At 63.3% G+C, this 17,253-nt stretch carries 19 protein-coding genes; 17 read left to right on the top strand and 2 right to left on the bottom strand.

Annotated features, from left to right (window positions below):
* The first annotated feature begins 9 nt into the window (after positions 1-9).
* The 6 genes from HF955_RS04400 (at position 10) to HF955_RS04375 (ending at position 6,029) form a co-directional block, all read left to right on the top strand.
* Positions 10-693 carry a lytic transglycosylase domain-containing protein gene (locus tag HF955_RS04400; protein ID WP_291078229.1) on the top strand — a complete coding sequence of 228 codons (684 nt, stop codon included), beginning with the start codon at positions 10-12 and terminating at the stop codon, positions 691-693.
* 247 nt (positions 694-940) lie between these two features.
* Positions 941-2,698: a DUF3363 domain-containing protein gene (locus tag HF955_RS04395; RefSeq protein ID WP_339797154.1), complete on the top strand. Its 1,758-nt coding sequence runs from the start codon at positions 941-943 to the stop codon at positions 2,696-2,698.
* Between the two features lie 23 nt (positions 2,699-2,721).
* Entirely contained in the window at positions 2,722-4,731 is a 2,010-nt protein-coding gene (locus HF955_RS04390) for a conjugal transfer protein TraG (protein WP_219146717.1), read from the top strand.
* Between the two features lie 8 nt (positions 4,732-4,739).
* A complete protein-coding gene (locus HF955_RS04385) occupies positions 4,740-5,162 on the top strand; it encodes a CopG family transcriptional regulator (protein ID WP_034766565.1) in 423 nt (140 codons plus the stop codon).
* 119 nt (positions 5,163-5,281) lie between these two features.
* Positions 5,282-5,671: a VOC family protein gene (locus tag HF955_RS04380; RefSeq protein WP_034766564.1), complete on the top strand. Its 390-nt coding sequence runs from the start codon at positions 5,282-5,284 to the stop codon at positions 5,669-5,671.
* Between the two features lie 4 nt (positions 5,672-5,675).
* Positions 5,676-6,029 (top strand): DUF1801 domain-containing protein, encoded by a 354-nt coding sequence (locus tag HF955_RS04375; protein ID WP_051599997.1) that lies wholly within the window; start codon positions 5,676-5,678, stop codon positions 6,027-6,029.
* Here the strand turns inward: HF955_RS04375 and HF955_RS04370 are convergent.
* Positions 5,972-6,661, bottom strand: a complete 690-nt coding sequence (locus tag HF955_RS04370) for a helix-turn-helix domain-containing protein (RefSeq protein WP_081813106.1) — start codon at positions 6,659-6,661, stop codon at positions 5,972-5,974. The two genes, HF955_RS04375 and HF955_RS04370, sit on opposite strands and share 58 nt — an antisense overlap.
* Positions 6,662-6,863: 202 nt before the next feature.
* Here HF955_RS04370 and trbB point away from each other — a divergent pair, with 202 nt between their 5' ends.
* From trbB to HF955_RS04315, 11 genes are read left to right on the top strand one after another with little or no spacing between them, the layout of a single operon-like run.
* Positions 6,864-7,847, top strand: coding sequence for a P-type conjugative transfer ATPase TrbB (trbB, locus tag HF955_RS04365; protein WP_219146715.1), 984 nt, complete (start codon positions 6,864-6,866; stop codon positions 7,845-7,847).
* Positions 7,844-8,173, top strand: a complete 330-nt coding sequence (locus HF955_RS04360; RefSeq protein ID WP_219146709.1) for a TrbC/VirB2 family protein — start codon at positions 7,844-7,846, stop codon at positions 8,171-8,173. Before trbB ends, HF955_RS04360 begins: the two co-directional genes overlap by 4 nt.
* The gene (locus tag HF955_RS04355; RefSeq protein ID WP_219146706.1) at positions 8,173-8,442 is read left to right on the top strand and encodes a VirB3 family type IV secretion system protein; all 270 of its coding nucleotides are present in this window, start codon (positions 8,173-8,175) and stop codon (positions 8,440-8,442) included. Before HF955_RS04360 ends, HF955_RS04355 begins: the two co-directional genes overlap by 1 nt.
* Before the next feature lie 3 nt (positions 8,443-8,445).
* A complete protein-coding gene (gene trbE, locus HF955_RS04350; protein WP_034766559.1) occupies positions 8,446-10,905 on the top strand; it encodes a conjugal transfer protein TrbE in 2,460 nt (819 codons plus the stop codon).
* Positions 10,898-11,638, top strand: a complete 741-nt coding sequence (gene trbJ, locus HF955_RS04345; protein WP_034766558.1) for a P-type conjugative transfer protein TrbJ — start codon at positions 10,898-10,900, stop codon at positions 11,636-11,638. Before trbE ends, trbJ begins: the two co-directional genes overlap by 8 nt.
* Before the next feature lie 5 nt (positions 11,639-11,643).
* Positions 11,644-11,916 carry a putative entry exclusion protein TrbK-alt gene (gene trbK-alt / locus HF955_RS04340; protein WP_065383357.1) on the top strand — a complete coding sequence of 91 codons (273 nt, stop codon included), beginning with the start codon at positions 11,644-11,646 and terminating at the stop codon, positions 11,914-11,916.
* A gap of 3 nt (positions 11,917-11,919) precedes the next feature.
* A complete protein-coding gene (gene trbL, locus HF955_RS04335; protein WP_065383356.1) occupies positions 11,920-13,206 on the top strand; it encodes a P-type conjugative transfer protein TrbL in 1,287 nt (428 codons plus the stop codon).
* On the top strand, positions 13,206-13,889 hold the full coding sequence (gene trbF / locus HF955_RS04330) for a conjugal transfer protein TrbF (RefSeq protein WP_081812953.1): 684 nt from the start codon (positions 13,206-13,208) through the stop codon (positions 13,887-13,889). The genes trbL and trbF overlap by 1 nt, the downstream gene beginning before the upstream one ends.
* Complete coding sequence (trbG, locus tag HF955_RS04325) at positions 13,886-14,923, top strand: P-type conjugative transfer protein TrbG (protein ID WP_139068855.1); 1,038 nt, start codon at positions 13,886-13,888, stop codon at positions 14,921-14,923. Before trbF ends, trbG begins: the two co-directional genes overlap by 4 nt.
* Positions 14,920-16,098: a TrbI/VirB10 family protein gene (locus HF955_RS04320; protein WP_291078215.1), complete on the top strand. Its 1,179-nt coding sequence runs from the start codon at positions 14,920-14,922 to the stop codon at positions 16,096-16,098. Before trbG ends, HF955_RS04320 begins: the two co-directional genes overlap by 4 nt.
* Before the next feature lie 3 nt (positions 16,099-16,101).
* Positions 16,102-16,362: a DUF2274 domain-containing protein gene (locus HF955_RS04315; protein WP_081812931.1), complete on the top strand. Its 261-nt coding sequence runs from the start codon at positions 16,102-16,104 to the stop codon at positions 16,360-16,362.
* On the opposite strand, the gene HF955_RS04310 is transcribed toward HF955_RS04315, so the two are convergent.
* Positions 16,271-17,212, bottom strand: a complete 942-nt coding sequence (locus tag HF955_RS04310) for a LysR substrate-binding domain-containing protein (RefSeq protein ID WP_034762001.1) — start codon at positions 17,210-17,212, stop codon at positions 16,271-16,273. The genes HF955_RS04315 and HF955_RS04310 overlap by 92 nt on opposite strands.
* Positions 17,213-17,253 lie beyond the last annotated feature (41 nt).

Raw genomic sequence — 17,253 nt, 5'->3', positions numbered from 1 at the left:
TGCGCGATGATGGCGAAGTTCCTCCTCTGCGGTCTGCTCTCCGGCGTGGTTGTCTCTCACGCCGTATCAGCAGAGACCGCGTCCTCCAGGACGGAACAAGGCGGCAATTCCTATGCTGCCTATGTCGCCGAAGCTGCGCAGCGCTTCGGCGTCCCGGCGCATTGGATCCTCGCCGTCATGCGCAGGGAAAGCGCCGGCGACGTGCGCGCCGTCAGCGAAAAAGGCGCGATGGGGCTGATGCAGATCATGCCCGACACCTGGGATGAGCTGCGCGCGCGTTACAGTCTGGGGCGCGATCCGTTCGATCCTCGCGACAACATTCTGGCGGGCGCCGCTTATCTCCGTGAACTGCATGACCGCTTCGGATCGCCGGGCTTCCTCGCCGCCTATAATGCGGGGCCGACGCGCTATGCCGAGCATCTAGCCACAGGTCGCCCACTACCCCGAGAAACCCGCGATTATGTTGCGGCGCTGGCGCCGCTCATCGGCGCATCGGTTGCAGCAGAACGGCGAGAGCAGAGCGCAATTCTGACCGTGGATTGGCGCGAGGCGCCACTCTTCGCCGTCCACAATGATGGACAATCGGTTGCTGACGAAACGCACTCAGGCAGCAGCGCCGACGTTTATCCTCCGCACACATCGGGCGCTTCCGACAGCCTTTTCCCGCCACATGGAACCGGGGATCAGCGATGACCCCGCTGATCGCACTCTCGCGCAGTCCGTCGCGCGATGGCGTGCTTCCGGGAGGAACGACGGGGACGGAAGGCGCAACAACAACGGGAGGGCGAGATAAAAGGCGTGGCACTAATGCGCGCTATGTCGTTGTTGTTTTTGGGTATTTAGCCCGCTGCGGCCATGGATGCAGTGCCGCCCCACGGTCCAATCCCTTGTTTTCATGCGGGTTTCACCGTGCCGCGTGCTTTCTAGCGGGCATTTTTTCATGAGCGACCGCGACAATGACATGCGCATCCGGCCCGGCCGTATCCGCAATAAGGGGACAAGCGTCCGGAAGGCGCAAAGCTTCGTCGGTCAGGTCATCGGCGCTGCCCGCAAGGCCGGACACACCGGATACAAGCCGGGCGGCTCGAAGGGACGCGGTCGCGGCTCGCAATTCGGTCGAGGCCGGTTCGCCGGTGCGGCACGGGGGCTCGCGCGCACCCAGCGGCGCGTCGTCGTCAAGGCGCGGATCGTCCGCCATCGCGGAGTCCGCTTTCGTTCCGCGCCGCTCACCAAGCATATCGCCTATCTCAAGCGCGAGGGCGTGACCCGCGACGGTCGCGACGCGGGCATGTTCAGCGCCGAAGCGGACAGCGTCGATGATCGTGCCTTCGCCGGGCGATGCGAAGAGGACCGGCATCATTTCCGCTTCATCGTCTCACCCGAAGACGCCGACCGCCTCGAAGACCTGCGCGCCTTCACGCGCGACCTGATGAACGAGGCCGAGCGCGGTCTCGGCACCAAGCTCGACTGGATCGGCGTCGATCACTGGAATACCGACAATCCCCATGTCCATGTGCTGGTGCGCGGCCGTGCCGACGATGGGAAAGACCTCGTCATCTCGCGTGACTATATCAGCCGGGGTCTCCGCGATTGCGCCGAGCAACTGGTCGAATTGGAGCTCGGCCCACGCACCGAGCGGGAGATCGCAGCCGGGCTTCAGACGGAAGTAACCGCCGAGCGCTGGACCGGTCTCGACCGCGCGCTGCAAGGGCTTGTCGATGATGGCGCCGGCGTTGCCGATCTGCGTCCGGGATCGCCGGAGCCGCGCGATCCGGAATTGCGCAAATTGCTGATCGGCCGCGCGCAGACGCTGGAACGGCTCGGCCTCGCCAACAGGCTCGCCCCCGCGGTGTGGTCGCTGAAGCCCGGCGCCCAACAGACGTTGCGCGAGCTTTCCATCCGGGGCGACATCATCAAGACCATGCACCGCGCCATGGCGGGCGGACCCGATCGCGCGCAAGCGGACTTCGCCATTGAAGACACGCCTCACGCCCCGGTGCTGGGAAGGCTCGTCGAACGTGGCCTCCATGACGAGCTGAGCGGCGAAGCCTATGCCGTGATCGACGCGGTGGACGGCCGCGTCCATCATCTGCGCTTCAACGATCTCGACGCCACGGGCGACACGCCCGAAGGCGGCATTGTCGAAACGCGTGTCTCGCGTTCGAACGATGGCGGTGGTCAGCGCATGGCCCTCGTCGGCCGCTCCGATCTCAACCTCGAAACCCAGATCGGCGCGAACGGCGCCACTTGGCTCGACCGAGTGCAACTGGCAAAGGAACGCGCGCCGCTCAGCATGGGCGGGTTCGGCGCCGAGGTCCGCGGGGCACTGGACCGGCGTCGCGATCATCTCGTCGCCGAGGGGCTGGCGACCAGGAACGGCCAGCGCATCACCTTCGCCCGCGATCTTCTGAAAACGCTGCGCGACCGAGAACTCGACACGGCGGCGGCGGCTATCGAGGCCGAGACCGGCTTGCCTCGCCGCAAGCCCGCCGAGGGTGATCGCATCTCCGGCACCTATCGCCGGCGGCTCGATCTCGCTTCGGGTCGCTTCGCCATGGTCGATGACGGCCTCGGCTTCGAACTCGTCCCGTGGAAGCCCCAGCTCGAACGCCACCTCAGCCAGCCCGTGACGGGCACGATGACGCCCGGCGGCGGGATCGACTGGAGCCTCGGCCGCAAGCGCGGGCTCAGCCTTTGAGCATTCTCCCGGAAGGAAAAGAAATGCCGATCAAGACACAGCAAACACAGGCCACCAGGATCCTCTGGGGCCAGATCATCATCGTCTCGCTCGTTGCGGTCGGCTTCGTCTGGGCGGCGACGCAGTGGACCGCATGGCGGCTCGGCTTTCAGCCGCAACTCGGCGAGCCGATGACGGACGTCCTCGGCTGGCCTGTCTATCCGCCCTGGAGCTTCTTCGTCTGGTGGTATTTCTACGACGCCTATGCGCCGCGCGTGTTCGTCGAGGGCGCAATCATCGCAGGCAGTGGCGGGATCGCCGCGATTGCCGTTGCCATCTTCCTCTCCGTCCTGCGCGCTCGCGAGGCGCGGGACGTCACCACCTATGGCTCGGCACGATGGGCTGAGAGAAGAGACGTTGAATCATCAGGACTGCTTGCCGCGGACGGCGTCGTGCTCGGCCGCTTCGAGAACCGATATCTCCGGCACGACGGTCCGGAACATGTGCTGTGTTTCGCGCCGACCCGCTCCGGCAAGGGTGTCGGGCTTGTCGTGCCGAGCCTGCTGACCTGGCCGGGCTCGGCCATTGTCCATGACATCAAGGGCGAGAACTGGGATCTCACGGCCGGCTGGCGGTCACGCTTTTCCCGCACCCTCCTGTTCGATCCGACCGATGCGAAGAGCGCGGCCTACAATCCCCTTTTGGAAGTCCGACGCGGCGACAGCGAGGTGCGCGACGTTCAGAACATCGCCGATATTCTGGTCGACCCCGAAGGCCTGCTCGAACGCCGGAACCACTGGGAGAAGACCAGCCATTCTCTGCTCGTCGGCGCGATCCTCCATGTCCTCTATGCCGAGGCCGACAAGACGCTCGCCGGCGTCGCCGCCTTCCTCTCAGATCCCGGCCGGCCGATCGAGGCGACGCTCGCGGCGATGATGCGCACACCGCATCTGGGCGACCGACCGCACCCGGTCGTGGCGCAGGCGGCGCGAGAACTCCTCAACAAGTCGGAGAACGAACGCTCCGGCGTCCTGTCCACGGCGATGAGCTTTCTGGGCCTCTATCGCGATCCCGTCGTCGCCAAGGTCACCAGCCGCTGCGACTGGCGAATTAGAGATCTGGTCTCCGGCGCGCGGCCGACCACGCTCTATCTCGTCGTGCCGCCCTCCGACATCAGCCGCACCAAGCCGCTGGTCCGCCTCGTGCTGAACCAGATCGGACGCAGGCTGACAGAGGAGTTGAACGCCAATCGCAAGCGCCACCGCCTGTTGCTCATGCTCGACGAGTTTCCGGCGCTCGGGCGGCTCGATTTCTTCGAGAGCCAGCTCGCCTTCATGGCCGGGTATGGGCTCAAGGCATTCCTCATCGCCCAGTCTCTCAATCAGATCGAGAAGGCCTACGGTCAGAACAACGCCATTCTCGACAACTGCCATGTCCGGGTGAGCTTCGCGACGAATGACGAACGCACCGCCAAGCGCGTGTCCGACGCCCTCGGCACGGCGACCGAGATGCGGGCGATGAAGAACTATGCCGGGCACAGATTATCACCCTGGCTCGGCCATCTCATGGTCTCTCGGCAGGAGACCGCGCGGCCCTTGCTGACGCCCGGCGAGATCATGCAATTGCCGCCGGATGATGAGATTGTCCTCGTCTCAGGCGCACCGCCGATCCGGGGGAAGAAGGCGCGCTACTATATCGACCCGCAGTTCAAATTGCGCATCGTCGAACCGCCGCAACTGGTTGCCGATCACGCCGCGCCCCACAATCCGCAAAGGGATGATTGGAGCGGACAAGCTACCATCGCTGCGCCCAACCCCAGGAAGAAGGCCTTCCGCTACGGGAGTGAGGACAGTGACAGCGGCATCCGCCGCGAGCCGGAACTGCCCGAGCATGAAGACATCGCACCGGAACGAACAGCGCCGGCACGGGAAGAATTCGCAGGTCTCGACGATGAGCCGGATGATGATGCGCAGCGTGCCCGGCAGATGCAGGGGCGGTTCAAAAGCGTCGCGCGCCAAGCCTCGCTCGATCCCGATGACGGCATCGATCTTTGAGGCTCGCCATGAAGAAAGATCGGCTCAATGTCTATTTCGATCCGTCGTTGTCGCCGGAGCTCGACGCGCTGGCGGCACGGCGCAATGTGTCGAAATCCCAGATCGTGGAAGCGGCGCTGGCCTCCTATCTCTCACCGGACGCCGCCGATCAGCGCGAGGCTGCGATCACACGGCGACTTGACCGGCTGACCCGCGCTGTCGAGCGCCTTGAGCGGGATGTGACGATCGGCAACGAAGCGATAGCATTGTTCGTCCGGTTCTGGCTCACGACGACTCCGCCGCTGCCAGATACGATGCGCGACGCAGCGCAGGCGAAAGGCCGCGAGCGGTATGAAGGCTTTGTAGAAACGCTCGGTCGGCGGCTGGCCAAGGGGAACACACTGACCAAGGAGATCTCGGAGGAAGTCGCCAGTCTCCGATCAGAGCAATGAAGGCGCCGAGCTCCAAAATGCATGATGCTTCAAAGCCGATGGATGTCGGCTTTTTTCAAGACATCCATGTCGATGCGTCGTAGCGCTGTCTTACGCAAACTCTATGCGAGGTACCTTGAATGATCTTTCGCTATACAATCTTGTACGTAGATGACGTCTCCGCGTCATTGGACTTCTTCGAAAGGGCGTTCGGGCTTGAACGAGCGTTCCTTCATGAAAGCGGTGATTACGGTGAAATGACGACCGGGACCACCAAACTCGCCTTTTCCTCCAAGGAACTGATGCGCCAGTTGGACAAGAACCCGGCTTCGCCAAGACCGGATGCGCCGACATTCGAGATCGCCTTCGAGACAGATGATGTGGCGGGTGCTTTGCAGCGGGCTGTCGATGCCGGCGCCACGCTCATTCAGAACGCACGCGACGAACCCTGGGGACAGACGACCTCCTATGTGTCCGATCCGAATGGCTACCTGATTGAAATTTGCTCGGCCGTACAGCTGCCGAGTTGACGCCATGCAGGATGAGATCATCGAGCGGTTAAAAATCCTGGTCCTCTCGGTCGAGCCCAATGCGGGTTTTGTCGAGAAGTATGGTGGCGTCATCGTCGAAAGCATCGCTGGGCAACCCAAGTCGCAATTTTGCGGTGTCTTTGCCTATACAAGCCACGTATCCCTGGAGTTCACCCATGGCGCACAACTCGACGACCCGGATGAAATCCTAGAGGGTCGTGGGAAACGTCGGCGACACATCAAGCTCGTTGGCCTGTCGGACATCGTTGAAAAGCGATGCGAAGACTTCCTAAGTCAGGCTTACAGGCTTACAGGCTTCAAGACGGTTTCATCTGACCAATTGCTCAAGCCCGGTTGAGCCAGTTCGTTTAATGTGGCTGAGTCCTGGCGCAACTGCGCCGGTGTTCGTCCAAACCACCGCAAGAACTCCCGCGTCATGTGAGCCTGATCGCTAAAGCCATATTCGAACGCGATATCTGAAAGCGGAACGCGACATGGCAATGCCCGAACCGCCCGCCTGGCCCGCCCTAACTGACGCCAGAAGATCGGAGGCGGAAGGGAAAGGTCCTTAAAACGGCGTTGCAGGGTTCGTTCCGACACGCCTTGCTGCTTGGCCGAGCGCTCTACACCGCTACCCGGAAGACTGAGATCATAGATGATCTCCTCAACCTCCTGATCATGCCTCACACTGCATTCGATTTCTGGTCCCAGATTTGAATGCGCGCCATTTTCGATCTGAAGATCAGACAGGCGAATGGTGGTTCCTGGCCGCAATCGGTAACCAATCAAAGAGGTTCCCGCCTTTAGCTTCACCTGTCTTGGCGAGAAGTCCCAATTGGTGAGGCCAATCAAGACGCGGTTGGTCTCGCCGCAGGACGAGACAAGGATGTCGACACACCCATCCGGCAATACGAATGAGACCTCGTCAGCCTCGACGGTGTAGGTCCAGCGATGAACGCGCGGAGAAGTCTTGTTGGTTGGATGCCCCATAGACCCAACATGCACCAGAGGCGGTCACTGATCCAGCGGGCATGAACGGCACAATTATCCGAAAAGTAGCCCTCACTCATTCCAGCGCTCTACGCGACTCCCTGCCTTTGCGCGCCGCCCTTGTACTACGCCTACAAGACTGTTGCCGCTAACCCGATAGCGGTCTTCTTAATGAGCCCCGAAATCAAACACGGGGCCCTCGATGACCGTATGCACCTTAAAATCAGAAGCTCTCACTCGCGGCGCACGCATGCTCAGAACCGCTCTGGGGGCCGACGTAGCCGCATGGCTCGAAGACCCTGCGGTTATCGAGGTGATGCTCAATCCGGACGGGCGTCTGTGGGTCGACCGGCTGAGCGAAGGTCTCACCGAAACGGGCGTAGAGCTCTCCACAGCTGACGGTGAGCGCATTGTCCGTCTGGTTGCGCACCATGTCGGCGCCGAGGTCCATGCGGGATCTCCGCGCGTGTCGGCAGAGTTGCCGGGAACGGGGGAGCGGTTCGAGGGACTGTTGCCGCCTGTGGTCGCCGCGCCCGTCTTCGCGATCCGCAAGCCCGCCGTCGCCGTCTTCACGCTCGAAGACTATGTCCGCGCCGGGATCATGCCAGACGATGCGGCGGCGACCTTGCGTGACGCCATCACGTCGCGCGCCAATATCCTCGTCGCCGGCGGCACCTCGACCGGCAAGACCACCCTTACCAACGCGCTGCTAGCGGAAGTCGCCAAATTCTCCGACCGCGTCGTTCTGATCGAGGATACGCGCGAACTCCAATGCCTGACGCCCAACCTTGTCGCTCTGCGGACCAAGGATGGCGTTGCGTCGCTCTCCGATCTCGTTCGCTCCTCGCTCCGCCTTCGTCCTGACCGCATTCCCATCGGCGAGGTGCGCGGCGCTGAGGCGCTCGACCTCCTCAAAGCATGGGGCACTGGCCATCCCGGCGGCATCGGCACCATCCATGCCGGCTCGGCCGTCGGCGCGTTGCGCCGCCTCGAACAGCTCATCCAGGAAGCCGTCGTCACCGTGCCCCGCGCGATGATCGCAGAAACGATCGACTTGATCGCCGTCCTCTCGGGACGCGGATCGGCGCGCAGGCTTTCCGAGCTCGCCCGGGTCGAGGATCTCGATGCGACCGGGGACTACCAGATCCAACCGCTTCTTCACCACCAGACAGGAGACCATCCATGACCAAAACCACAATTCTCTATCCACGCTGGCCGCTCTACGCGACGGCGCTTGCGTTCAGCCTTCTGCTCGTCGCACCCGCCCATGCGGCGGGATCAGGCATGCCCTGGGAGGTGCCGCTTCAGTCAATCCTGGAATCCATCGAAGGGCCGGTCGCCAAGATCGTCGCGGTGATCATCATCATCGTCACGGGACTGACGCTCGCCTTCGGCGACACCTCTGGCGGTTTTCGCCGCCTCGTGCAGATCGTCTTCGGCCTCTCCATCGCCTTCGCGGCGTCGAGCTTCTTCCTGTCCTTCTTCTCGTTCGGCGGCGGAGCGCTGATCTGATGCGGGAGCTGGCCGACATTCCGGGCTTTTACGCGCCCGTCCACCGCGCCCTGGTCGAACCGATCCTGCTGGGCGGCGCGCCCCGCACAGTCGCCATCGCCAACGGCACGCTCGCAGCGGCCGTCGGACTCGGGCTCAGGCTTTGGGTGATCGGGATGGTACTCTGGCTTGTCGGCCATCTCCTCGCGGTCTGGGCCGCAAAACGCGACGCTCAGATCGTCGATGTCGCACGCCAGCATCTTCGCTTCCCAACTTGGTTCGGAGTCTGAGCGATGATGCGCCTTGCCGAATACCGCTCCAAATCCTCGCTCCTCGCCGACTTCCTGCCGTGGGCGGCGCTCGTCGCGCCCGGCGTCGTCCTCAACAAGGACGGCAGTCTGCAACGCACAGCACGGTTTCGGGGGCCTGACCTCGACTCCGCGACACCGTCGGAACTCGTCGCCGTGTCCGGCCGACTCAACAACGCACTCCGCCGACTCGGATCGGGCTGGGCGATATTCGTCGAGGCGCAACGCCTGCCGGCGCGCGACTATCCTCTCTCGCGTTTTCCCGATCCCGTGTCCGCGCTCGTCGATGCGGAGCGGCGGGCTCAGTTCGAGGAGGCGTCGAGTCATTTCGAAAGCAGCTATTTCCTGACCTTCGTCTGGATGCCCCCGGCGGACGACGCCAGCCGCGCCGGGCGGTGGCTTTATGAGGATGCCCCCAACAAAGGGCTCAATCCGCAGGAGCACGTCGCGAGCTTTGCGGCGCGGACGGATCGTCTGCTTGATCTCCTCGACGGCTTCATGCCGGAAGCGGCCTGGCTCTCCGACGAAGAAACGCTGACCTTTCTGCATTCGACCGTGTCGACGCGTCGTCAACGCGTGCGTGTGCCGGAAACGCCGATGCATCTCGACGCGCTCCTGGCCGATAGCGCGCTTGTCGGCGGACTGGCGCCGAGTTTGGGAGGGGCGCATCTGCGCAGCCTCTCCATCATCGGATTCCCCACAGCCACATGGCCGGGACTGCTGGATGAGCTCAACAGCCAACCCTTCGAATATCGTTGGGTCACGCGCGCCATCTGCCTCGACAAGACCGACGCCGCCAAGTTGCTGACGCGCATTCGCCGGCAGTGGTTCGCCAAGCGCAAATCCGTCGCCGCGATCCTGAAAGAGGTGATGACCAACGAGGCGTCGACGCTGCTCGATAGCGACGCGGCGAACAAGGCCGCCGACGCCGATGAAGCCTTGCAGGAGCTCGGCGCCGACATGGCGGGCGCTGCCTACATCACCGCGACACTGACCGTCTGGGATGAGGACGAAGCTGTCGCGGACGCAAAGCTAAAGGCGGCCGAAAAGGTCATCCAGGGACGTGACTTCACCTGCAAGCCCGAGACCTTGAACGCCATCGAGGCGTGGCTCGGCTCGCTGCCTGGCCATCTCTACGCCAATGTCCGTCAACCGCCGGTCTCCACGCTCAATCTCGCCCACATGATCCCGATCTCGGCGGTCTGGGCAGGACCGGCGCGCAACGATCATCTGGACGGTCCGCCGCTCTTTTACGCGGAGACGGAAGGCTCGACCCCGTTCCGCTTTTCGCCCCATGTCGGCGATGTCGGGCACACGTTGGTCGTCGGTCCGACCGGCTCGGGCAAATCCGTGTTGCTGGCGTTGATGGCGCTGCAATTTCCTCGCTACGGGCGTAGCCAAGTATTCGCCTTCGACTTCGGCGGCTCGATCCGCTGTGCGACCGTCGCCTGTGGTGGCGACTGGCAGGATCTCGCCGGCGCGCTCTCGGATGACGAAGCCGCCGTCCAGCTTCAGCCGCTCCGCAACATCGACGAGACGAGCGAACGCGCCTGGGCGCAGGACTGGTTGTCCGGCCTGATCGCGCGTGAAGGCGTCACCATCAATCCGGTCGCGCGGGATCATCTCTGGTCAACGCTGACGTCGCTCGCCTCGGCGCCCGTAGGAGAACGAACGCTCACAGGGCTTTCCGTCCTGTTGCAGTCGACCGAACTCAAACAGGCATTGGCGCCATTCTGTCTTGGCGGCCCCTTCGGGCGTTTGCTCGACGCCGAAACTGAAGAGCTCGGAACGGCCGATTTCCAGGCCTTCGAGACCGAAGGGCTGATCGGGTCGGCGGCAGCGCCCGCCGTGCTCGCCTATCTGTTCCACCGGATCGAGGATCGCCTCGACGGACGTCCGAGCCTCATCATCGTCGATGAAGGCTGGCTCGCGCTCGATGACGGCACTTTTGGCGGCCAACTCCGCGAATGGCTGAAGACATTGCGGAAGAAGAACGCGTCCGTCCTCTTCGCAACGCAATCGCTTGCTGACATCGACAATTCCGCGATTGCACCCGCCATCGTCGAGAGCTGCCCGACGCGGATTTTCCTGCCGAACGAGCGCGCCTTCGAGCCTCAGATCGCCGATATCTACCGCCGCTTCGGCCTCAATGAACGCCAGATCGAGATCGTCGCGCGGGCCATGCCGAAGCGTGACTATTACTGCCAGTCGCGGCGCGGCAATCGGCTTTTCTCGCTCGGTCTCGGCGAGGTCGCGCTCGCCTTCACGGCCGCATCGTCGAAGACCGATCACGCCGCCATTACCGACATTCTCGCCGAACACGGGCGAGACGGTTTCGCCGCAGCCTGGCTCGCCCGTCGCGGTCTCGATTGGGCCGTCGAACTGCTCGGCCAAGCACCTGATCCGATCCCATCCCCTCAAACCAAGGAGACTACTCATGCGTAAGAAATTCGCCGCTCTCATGCTGACCGGAGCCATCGCTTTGGCGCCCATGCAACCGGCCTATGCGCTGTTCGGCGTCGGCGACGTCGTCATCGATCCGACCAACCTTGCGCAGAACATTCTGACCGCCGCGCGCACCCTCGAAATGATCAACAATCAGATCACGCAGCTTCAGAACGAGGCGCAGATGTTGATCAACCAGGGACGCAACCTCGCAAACCTGCCGCACTCATCGCTGGCGCGTCTGCGATCGATCATGCAGCAGACAGAAGATCTGTTGGGCGAAGCGCAGCGCGTTGGATACGTCGTCTCCGAAATCGAACGCGTCTTCTCAGAACAATATGGAGACGCCGCAGCAACCGGCGATTTCGCCGCCATGAACGCCAATGCCGAAGCGCGCTGGCGGACCTCGGTTGCGGGCTATGAAGACGCATTGAAGGTCCAGGCAGGTGTCGTCGGCAACATTGAAGCGACGCGCACGGAACTGAGCACTCTCGTCTCGCAAAGCCAGGGTGCGGTCGGCGCCTTGCAGGCAGCGCAGGCCGGCAATCAACTGCTCGCCTTGCAAAGCCAGCAGATGACGGACCTTACCGCCGCCATCGCCGCGCAGAACCGCGCGGACGCGCTGGACGCGGCTCGGCGAGCCTCCGCTGAAGCGCAGGGGCGCGAGAACCTCAATCGCTTCCTCGACTACGGGTCCGGCTACACGCCAACCGCCGTCAGCATGTTCCGGTAAGTTCCGTGCGCAGCTCTCCCGACCAAATCATCAGGCTCGTCGCTATCGCCCTGGGCGGGCTCGCTGCGCTCTTCGCCGCGGTTGAACTGGCGAACACGGTCACTTCGGAAACGCCGGCGAGATCGTCGGCGAGCGACGATCCTTTGCAGGCGGAACTTTCTCGCTGCCGGACGGTGACGCCGGAAGAGCTGGAAACCGACACGACGTGTCGCGCCGCCTGGGCAGAGCAACGCCGCCGGTTTCTCGGGCTTCCTGGCGACGATCCCGAGAAGGAGTAGGATATGGGCGGCGTTGGCGTCATTGACCGCTTCCTGCAGGTCTTCACCTCCTACATCGACAGCGGCTTTGGCCTGCTCGGCGGCGACGTCGCCTTCCTGGCAACGACCCTGATCGTCATCGACGTGACGCTCGCCGCGCTCTTCTGGGCCTGGGGCGCCGACGACGACATTCTCGCCCGGCTCATCAAGAAAACGCTCTTCGTCGGCGTCTTCGCCTACATCATCGGCAACTGGAACGCGCTCGCCCGCATCGTTTTCGAAAGCTTCGCCGGTCTCGGCCTCATCGCTTCCGGCGGCAGTCTCAGCCCCGGCGAGCTGCTTCAGCCCGGCCGCATCGCGGAGATCGGCCTTGATGCGGGCCGTCCGATTCTCACATCGATTTCCGATCTGATGGGCTTTGTCTCTTTCTTCGAGAATTTCCTCCAGATCATCATCCTGCTGTTCGCCTGGCTGGTCGTTCTCCTGTCCTTCTTCATCCTTGCGATTCAGCTCTTCGTCACGCTGATCGAGTTCAAGCTCGCCACGCTGGCCGGCTTCATCCTCGTGCCCTTCGGCCTCTTCAACAAAACCGCCTTCATGGCCGAGCGGGTGCTCGGGCTGGTGATCTCGTCCGGCGTCAAGGTGCTGGTGCTCGCCGTGATCGTCGGCATCGGCTCGACCATCTTTGGCGAGTTCACCGCTGGGTTCACGGGCGAGCCGACCATAGAAGACGCCATGGCCATCGTTCTGGCCGCGCTTTCAATGCTGGCGCTCGGCATCTTCGGTCCGGGCATCGCCAACGGCATCGTCTCGGGCGGACCGCAATTCGGCGCAGGCGCTGCGGTTGGCGCAGGCCTCGCCGCCGGCGGGCTCGCTGTCGGCGGGGTCGCCGGCGCCCGGATGGCCGTGGGAGCGGCCGGCGCAGGAGCGCGCGGCGCGGCGGCAGTCGCTGGCGGCGCCTCGACCGCCTACAGCATGGGAAACGCCGCTGCTGGCGGCGGCGCATCAGGTGTCGCCGCGGGTCTCGCCAGCGTCGGAAAAGCCGGCGTCGGCGCAGCGACGAACCCGCTTCGCCGTTCAATGAGCGAAAGCTACCGCTCCGGCGCGCGCGCCGCCTTCGAAGCGACCGGCGGCAAGTTCAGCAATAGCCCCGAGCCCGCCACGTCGACGAACGACGGACCGCCGGCCTGGGCGCGCCGCATGAAACAACAGCAAACCCTTCACCACGGCGCCGCCGTCGCAGCTCATGCCGTTCGCTCCGGCGACCATGGCGGCGGCGGGACCGCTGTCAGCCTTTCGGAGAAATCATGATCTTCCGTCGCCCGAGCGTTCGTTATTCCAAGACCCCCGAGCCCGTCACGCCGTATCAGAAGGCCGCACAGGTCTGGGACGAGCGCATCGGGTCCGCCCGCGTGCAAGCCAGAAACTGGCGGGTAATGGCGTTCGGCTCGTTGCTGCTCTCAGGCGGGCTCAGCGCCGCTCTGGTCTGGCAATCCACGCAAGGGACGATCACGCCCTATGTTGTCGAGGTGGACAGGCTTGGCGCGGCGCAAGCGGTGGCGCCCGCCACCGCGGACTTCCGTCCAACCGATCCGCAAATCGCATACCACCTCTCGCGCTTTATCGAGAATGTGCGCCAAATCCCCGCCGATCCCATCGTGCTGCGCCAGAACTGGCTGCACGCGTATGATTTCACGACCGACAAGGGCGCGCTGGCGCTCAATGACTACGCCAGGGTGAACGATCCTTTCGCCAAGGTCGGCGACACGCAGATCTCGATCGAAGTCTCCAGCGTTATCCGCGCCTCCGAGAGCAGCTTCCGCATCGCCTGGATCGAGCGCCGTTACGCCAACGGACAGCTCGCCGCGACCGAACGCTGGACCGCCATTCTCACCATCGTTCTGCAACAGCCGCGCGACGCCGAGCGCCTGCGCAAAAACCCGCTCGGCATCTTCGTCAACGCCATCAACTGGTCCCGGGAGTCCGCCCAATGATAAAAACACTTCGCCTGAACAAAGCCTCCATGACGGTGCTTCTCGCCGCGACCGCGCTCTCGGGATGCTCGACATTCAAGCCGCCTGAGATCGCTTACGACACCCCTCCGATCGAAGCGACGCTTCTTCCTGAACCGGAGCGTCCGGTACGGATCGTCGAGCGCACCAGTCCCTTGCCGCTGCCCGGTCAACTCAAGCCGATCAATGGGGGAGACCGGGCGCCGGAATCTGCCGATCCCGCCGAACGGGTGAACGAAGCGAACGCCGCCGCCCGGATGGAGCCGGTACGCGACGGCTTCATCAACGCCGTACAACTCTATCCCTATAACGAGGGTGCGCTCTATCAGGTTTACGCATCGCCGGGGCAGATCACCGATATCGCCCTGCAGCCCGGAGAGAGCCTAGTTGGCTCCGGGCCGATCGCGGCCGGCGACACGGCGCGCTGGATCATCGGCGACACCCAGAGCGGTGCAGGCGACAGCCAGCGGATCCACATCCTGGTCAAACCGACGCGACCGGATCTTCAGACCAACCTCGTCATCAATACGGATCGGCGGACCTATCATCTCGAACTGAGAGCGAACCCGTCCGCCTACATGGCGTCCGTCTCCTGGACCTATGCCGAAGACGCCTTGATCGCGCTCAGGCGGCGCAACGCCGAGGCGGAAGCAGCCTTCCCGATCGGACGCGACGTGGCGCTCGACTCCTTGCGCTTCCGCTACCGGATCGAGGGCGACCGCGCGCCCTGGCGGCCGCTTCGCGCCTTCGACGATGGGCGGCAGGTCTTCATCGAGTTCCCGCGCGGGATCGGTCAGGGGGAAATGCCGCCGCTCTTCGTCATCGGACCGGAAGGCGAAGGCCAGCTCGTCAACTACCGTATCGCCCGCAACTACATGATCGTCGATCGGCTTTTCGCCGCCGCCGAACTGCGTCTCGGTGACAGGCAGAAACGTGTGCGGATCGTCCGTACCGACGGGGTGAGCCGCAACGCCCCTACCGCGTCACGTCCTCGCGCCGTGGGGCCGCGCAAATGAGCGAGGATAGAGAACCCCGTGAGGACAAAAGGATCGCCGCCTCCTTGCGGCTGCGCGTCGATCCGCCAAGGGTCATGCGGCTATCGCGTCGCACGCTGACGGTTCTTGGCGCGGCCAGCGGACTCGGTCTCGGCGCCATCCTGATTGTGGCTCTGCAAGATCGCAAACCGGCCGATGGACCGACGGAGCTCTATTCGACCGAGCGCATCCAGGCAGCCGAAGGTCTGTCGCGCCTTCCGACCGACTATACACGCATACCTCGACTTGGACCGCCACTGCCCGGTGAGCTCGGGCGGCCGATCCTGTCAGCTCAACAACGCGGTCAGCCTGTGCCGGCGGTCGTCACTGCGCCTGCCGTCGATCCTGACGAACAGCGCCGGTTGCAAGAATTGGAGGCCGCCCGGCTCAGTCGCCTTTTCGCCGAAGCCAAGACCTCCACCAGCGGACCCCAGCAAAATTCGACCGCAGTTTCTCCGACACCATCCGGCGCCGGATCATTCTTTCCCGCGAGTGCAACCGGCGTCACGCCAGACGCCACGGACAGACAGGAAGCCTTCCTCGACGAACCCGTTGAGCGCCGAACGACCGCCGCGGATCGACTCGTCGACCCTCCAAGCCCTTATGTCGTGCAAGCCGGAGCGGTCGTTCCGGCGGCCCTCGTGACCGGCCTGCGATCCGATCTTCCCGGCCAGATCACCGCGCAGGTGACGTCCAATGTCTATGACAGCCCGACCGGACGGTTCCTGCTGATCCCCCAAGGGGCGCGCCTCATCGGTGAATACGACAGCCGCGTCGCTTTCGGGCAAAGCCGCGTGCTGCTGGCCTGGACACGGTTGATCCTGCCCAATGGGCGCTCCATCGTTCTCGAACGCCAGCCCGGCGCCGACGAAGCGGGCTATGCCGGGCTGGAAGACGGCGTCAACAACCACTGGGGTCGGCTATTCATGGCGGCTGGGCTCGCCACCGTCCTGAACATCGGTGTGGAACTGGGCGCCGATGACGACGACGACATCGCCCGTGCCATTCGTGAGGGAACCCAGGACACAATCGGGCGCGCCGGGGACGAGATCGTCCGCCGTCAGATTTCCATCCCGCCGACCTTGACGATTCGCCCCGGTTTTCCGGTCCGCGTCATGGTCACGCGCGACCTCATCCTCGAACCCTATCGGAATTGATCCATGAGCAAACTAAAACTGGGCGCTATCCCAGACAACAAACCTGTCAAGCTGAGCATTGAATTGCCAGCAGACGTGCATCGCGATCTTGTCGCCTATGCTGATGTGCTGGCCTGCGAGACTGGGCAGAAGAACGAAGCCGGAAAGCTTATCGCGCCTATGTTGGCGCGGTTCATGGCCACGGATCGCGGTTTTGCGAAACTTCGGAAAGAGAGGAGGCAGCCCCCTTCGCATGAACCCGCGCCAAACTCAAAAAACGCCTGAGCGCCGGATTGTCATTCTCGGGTCGCCAAACCAAGGAGAACGGTATGCGCTCGTCTGCCTCACCAATCCGAACAAATGTCACATTCGGATATGAGACTCCGCGCCAATGATCGGCGATGAGGCTGATACCGAGCCCAAGTCCAACTAAGGTCATGATTCCTTCGTGTCCGAGCCGGTGCCATTGCAAACTGACGGGTTTGCCAAGATCGGATATTCGGCGGTGGATGTAGTCGTGGATGTCCTGACCGGCCTCGCGTTTGCTGACGAGATAAGTTTCGTCTTCGACATCGGTCCAGGTAAGCTGCGTCTTCACGGCCAAATGCGAATTGGACGGCACAGCAAGATAAGTTCTTTCCTCGTCGAGGACCATCGTGTCACCGATTGCTAGAGAATTGGTCCCTGTGGCGATGAAGACGTCGATCTCACGATGATTCAGCAAGCTGAGAAGTTCGCCGCGCTCTGCCTCAGTAAAGCTCAGGTGGACGTCCGGGTGACCAAGCAAAAACTCTTCGATGACGCATCGAAGAGTTCCTCTTGATAACGAGGCGATTAGTCCGATCCGCAACTCTCCGGTTTTGGCTTCCCCCACACTGCGCGCCATGTCCCATGCTGCACTCAGGTCATTCAAGATGCCACGCGCTCGTCCCACAAATACACGTCCCGCAAGGGTCAGCCTCGCTCCACTCCGACGCCGTTCGAACAGCGAAACCCCAATCCTGTCCTCCACTCGAGCCACCCGACGGGAAATAGCAGGTTGACCAATGCCAAGTCGAAGGGCCGACTTGCGGAAGCTGCCTGTTTCCGCGACGGTCTCAATCGCTTTGAGGTCCAAAACAGAGAGGCGTTGCATTCGAGTTCTCAGGTCCTAGAAATTTCGGCGGCGCTTGCTCC

Source organism: Hyphomonas sp. (assembly GCF_017792385.1).
GTDB lineage: Bacteria > Pseudomonadota > Alphaproteobacteria > Caulobacterales > Hyphomonadaceae > Hyphomonas.
Note: the sequence above shows the minus strand (reverse complement) of the source record. Positions and strands in the feature narration are given on the sequence as shown.

Coding starts and splice junctions, on each gene's coding strand:
- HF955_RS04400 (WP_291078229.1), top strand. CDS start 10: ATGGCGAAGTTCCTCCTCTGCGGTCTGCTCTCCGGCGTGGTTGTCTCT.
- HF955_RS04395 (WP_339797154.1), top strand. CDS start 941: ATGAGCGACCGCGACAATGACATGCGCATCCGGCCCGGCCGTATCCGC.
- HF955_RS04390 (WP_219146717.1), top strand. CDS start 2,722: ATGCCGATCAAGACACAGCAAACACAGGCCACCAGGATCCTCTGGGGC.
- HF955_RS04385 (WP_034766565.1), top strand. CDS start 4,740: ATGAAGAAAGATCGGCTCAATGTCTATTTCGATCCGTCGTTGTCGCCG.
- HF955_RS04380 (WP_034766564.1), top strand. CDS start 5,282: ATGATCTTTCGCTATACAATCTTGTACGTAGATGACGTCTCCGCGTCA.
- HF955_RS04375 (WP_051599997.1), top strand. CDS start 5,676: ATGCAGGATGAGATCATCGAGCGGTTAAAAATCCTGGTCCTCTCGGTC.
- HF955_RS04370 (WP_081813106.1), bottom strand. CDS start 6,661: ATGGGGCATCCAACCAACAAGACTTCTCCGCGCGTTCATCGCTGGACC.
- trbB (WP_219146715.1), top strand. CDS start 6,864: ATGACCGTATGCACCTTAAAATCAGAAGCTCTCACTCGCGGCGCACGC.
- HF955_RS04360 (WP_219146709.1), top strand. CDS start 7,844: ATGACCAAAACCACAATTCTCTATCCACGCTGGCCGCTCTACGCGACG.
- HF955_RS04355 (WP_219146706.1), top strand. CDS start 8,173: ATGCGGGAGCTGGCCGACATTCCGGGCTTTTACGCGCCCGTCCACCGC.
- trbE (WP_034766559.1), top strand. CDS start 8,446: ATGATGCGCCTTGCCGAATACCGCTCCAAATCCTCGCTCCTCGCCGAC.
- trbJ (WP_034766558.1), top strand. CDS start 10,898: ATGCGTAAGAAATTCGCCGCTCTCATGCTGACCGGAGCCATCGCTTTG.
- trbL (WP_065383356.1), top strand. CDS start 11,920: ATGGGCGGCGTTGGCGTCATTGACCGCTTCCTGCAGGTCTTCACCTCC.
- trbG (WP_139068855.1), top strand. CDS start 13,886: ATGATAAAAACACTTCGCCTGAACAAAGCCTCCATGACGGTGCTTCTC.
- HF955_RS04320 (WP_291078215.1), top strand. CDS start 14,920: ATGAGCGAGGATAGAGAACCCCGTGAGGACAAAAGGATCGCCGCCTCC.
- HF955_RS04315 (WP_081812931.1), top strand. CDS start 16,102: ATGAGCAAACTAAAACTGGGCGCTATCCCAGACAACAAACCTGTCAAG.
- HF955_RS04310 (WP_034762001.1), bottom strand. CDS start 17,212: ATGCAACGCCTCTCTGTTTTGGACCTCAAAGCGATTGAGACCGTCGCG.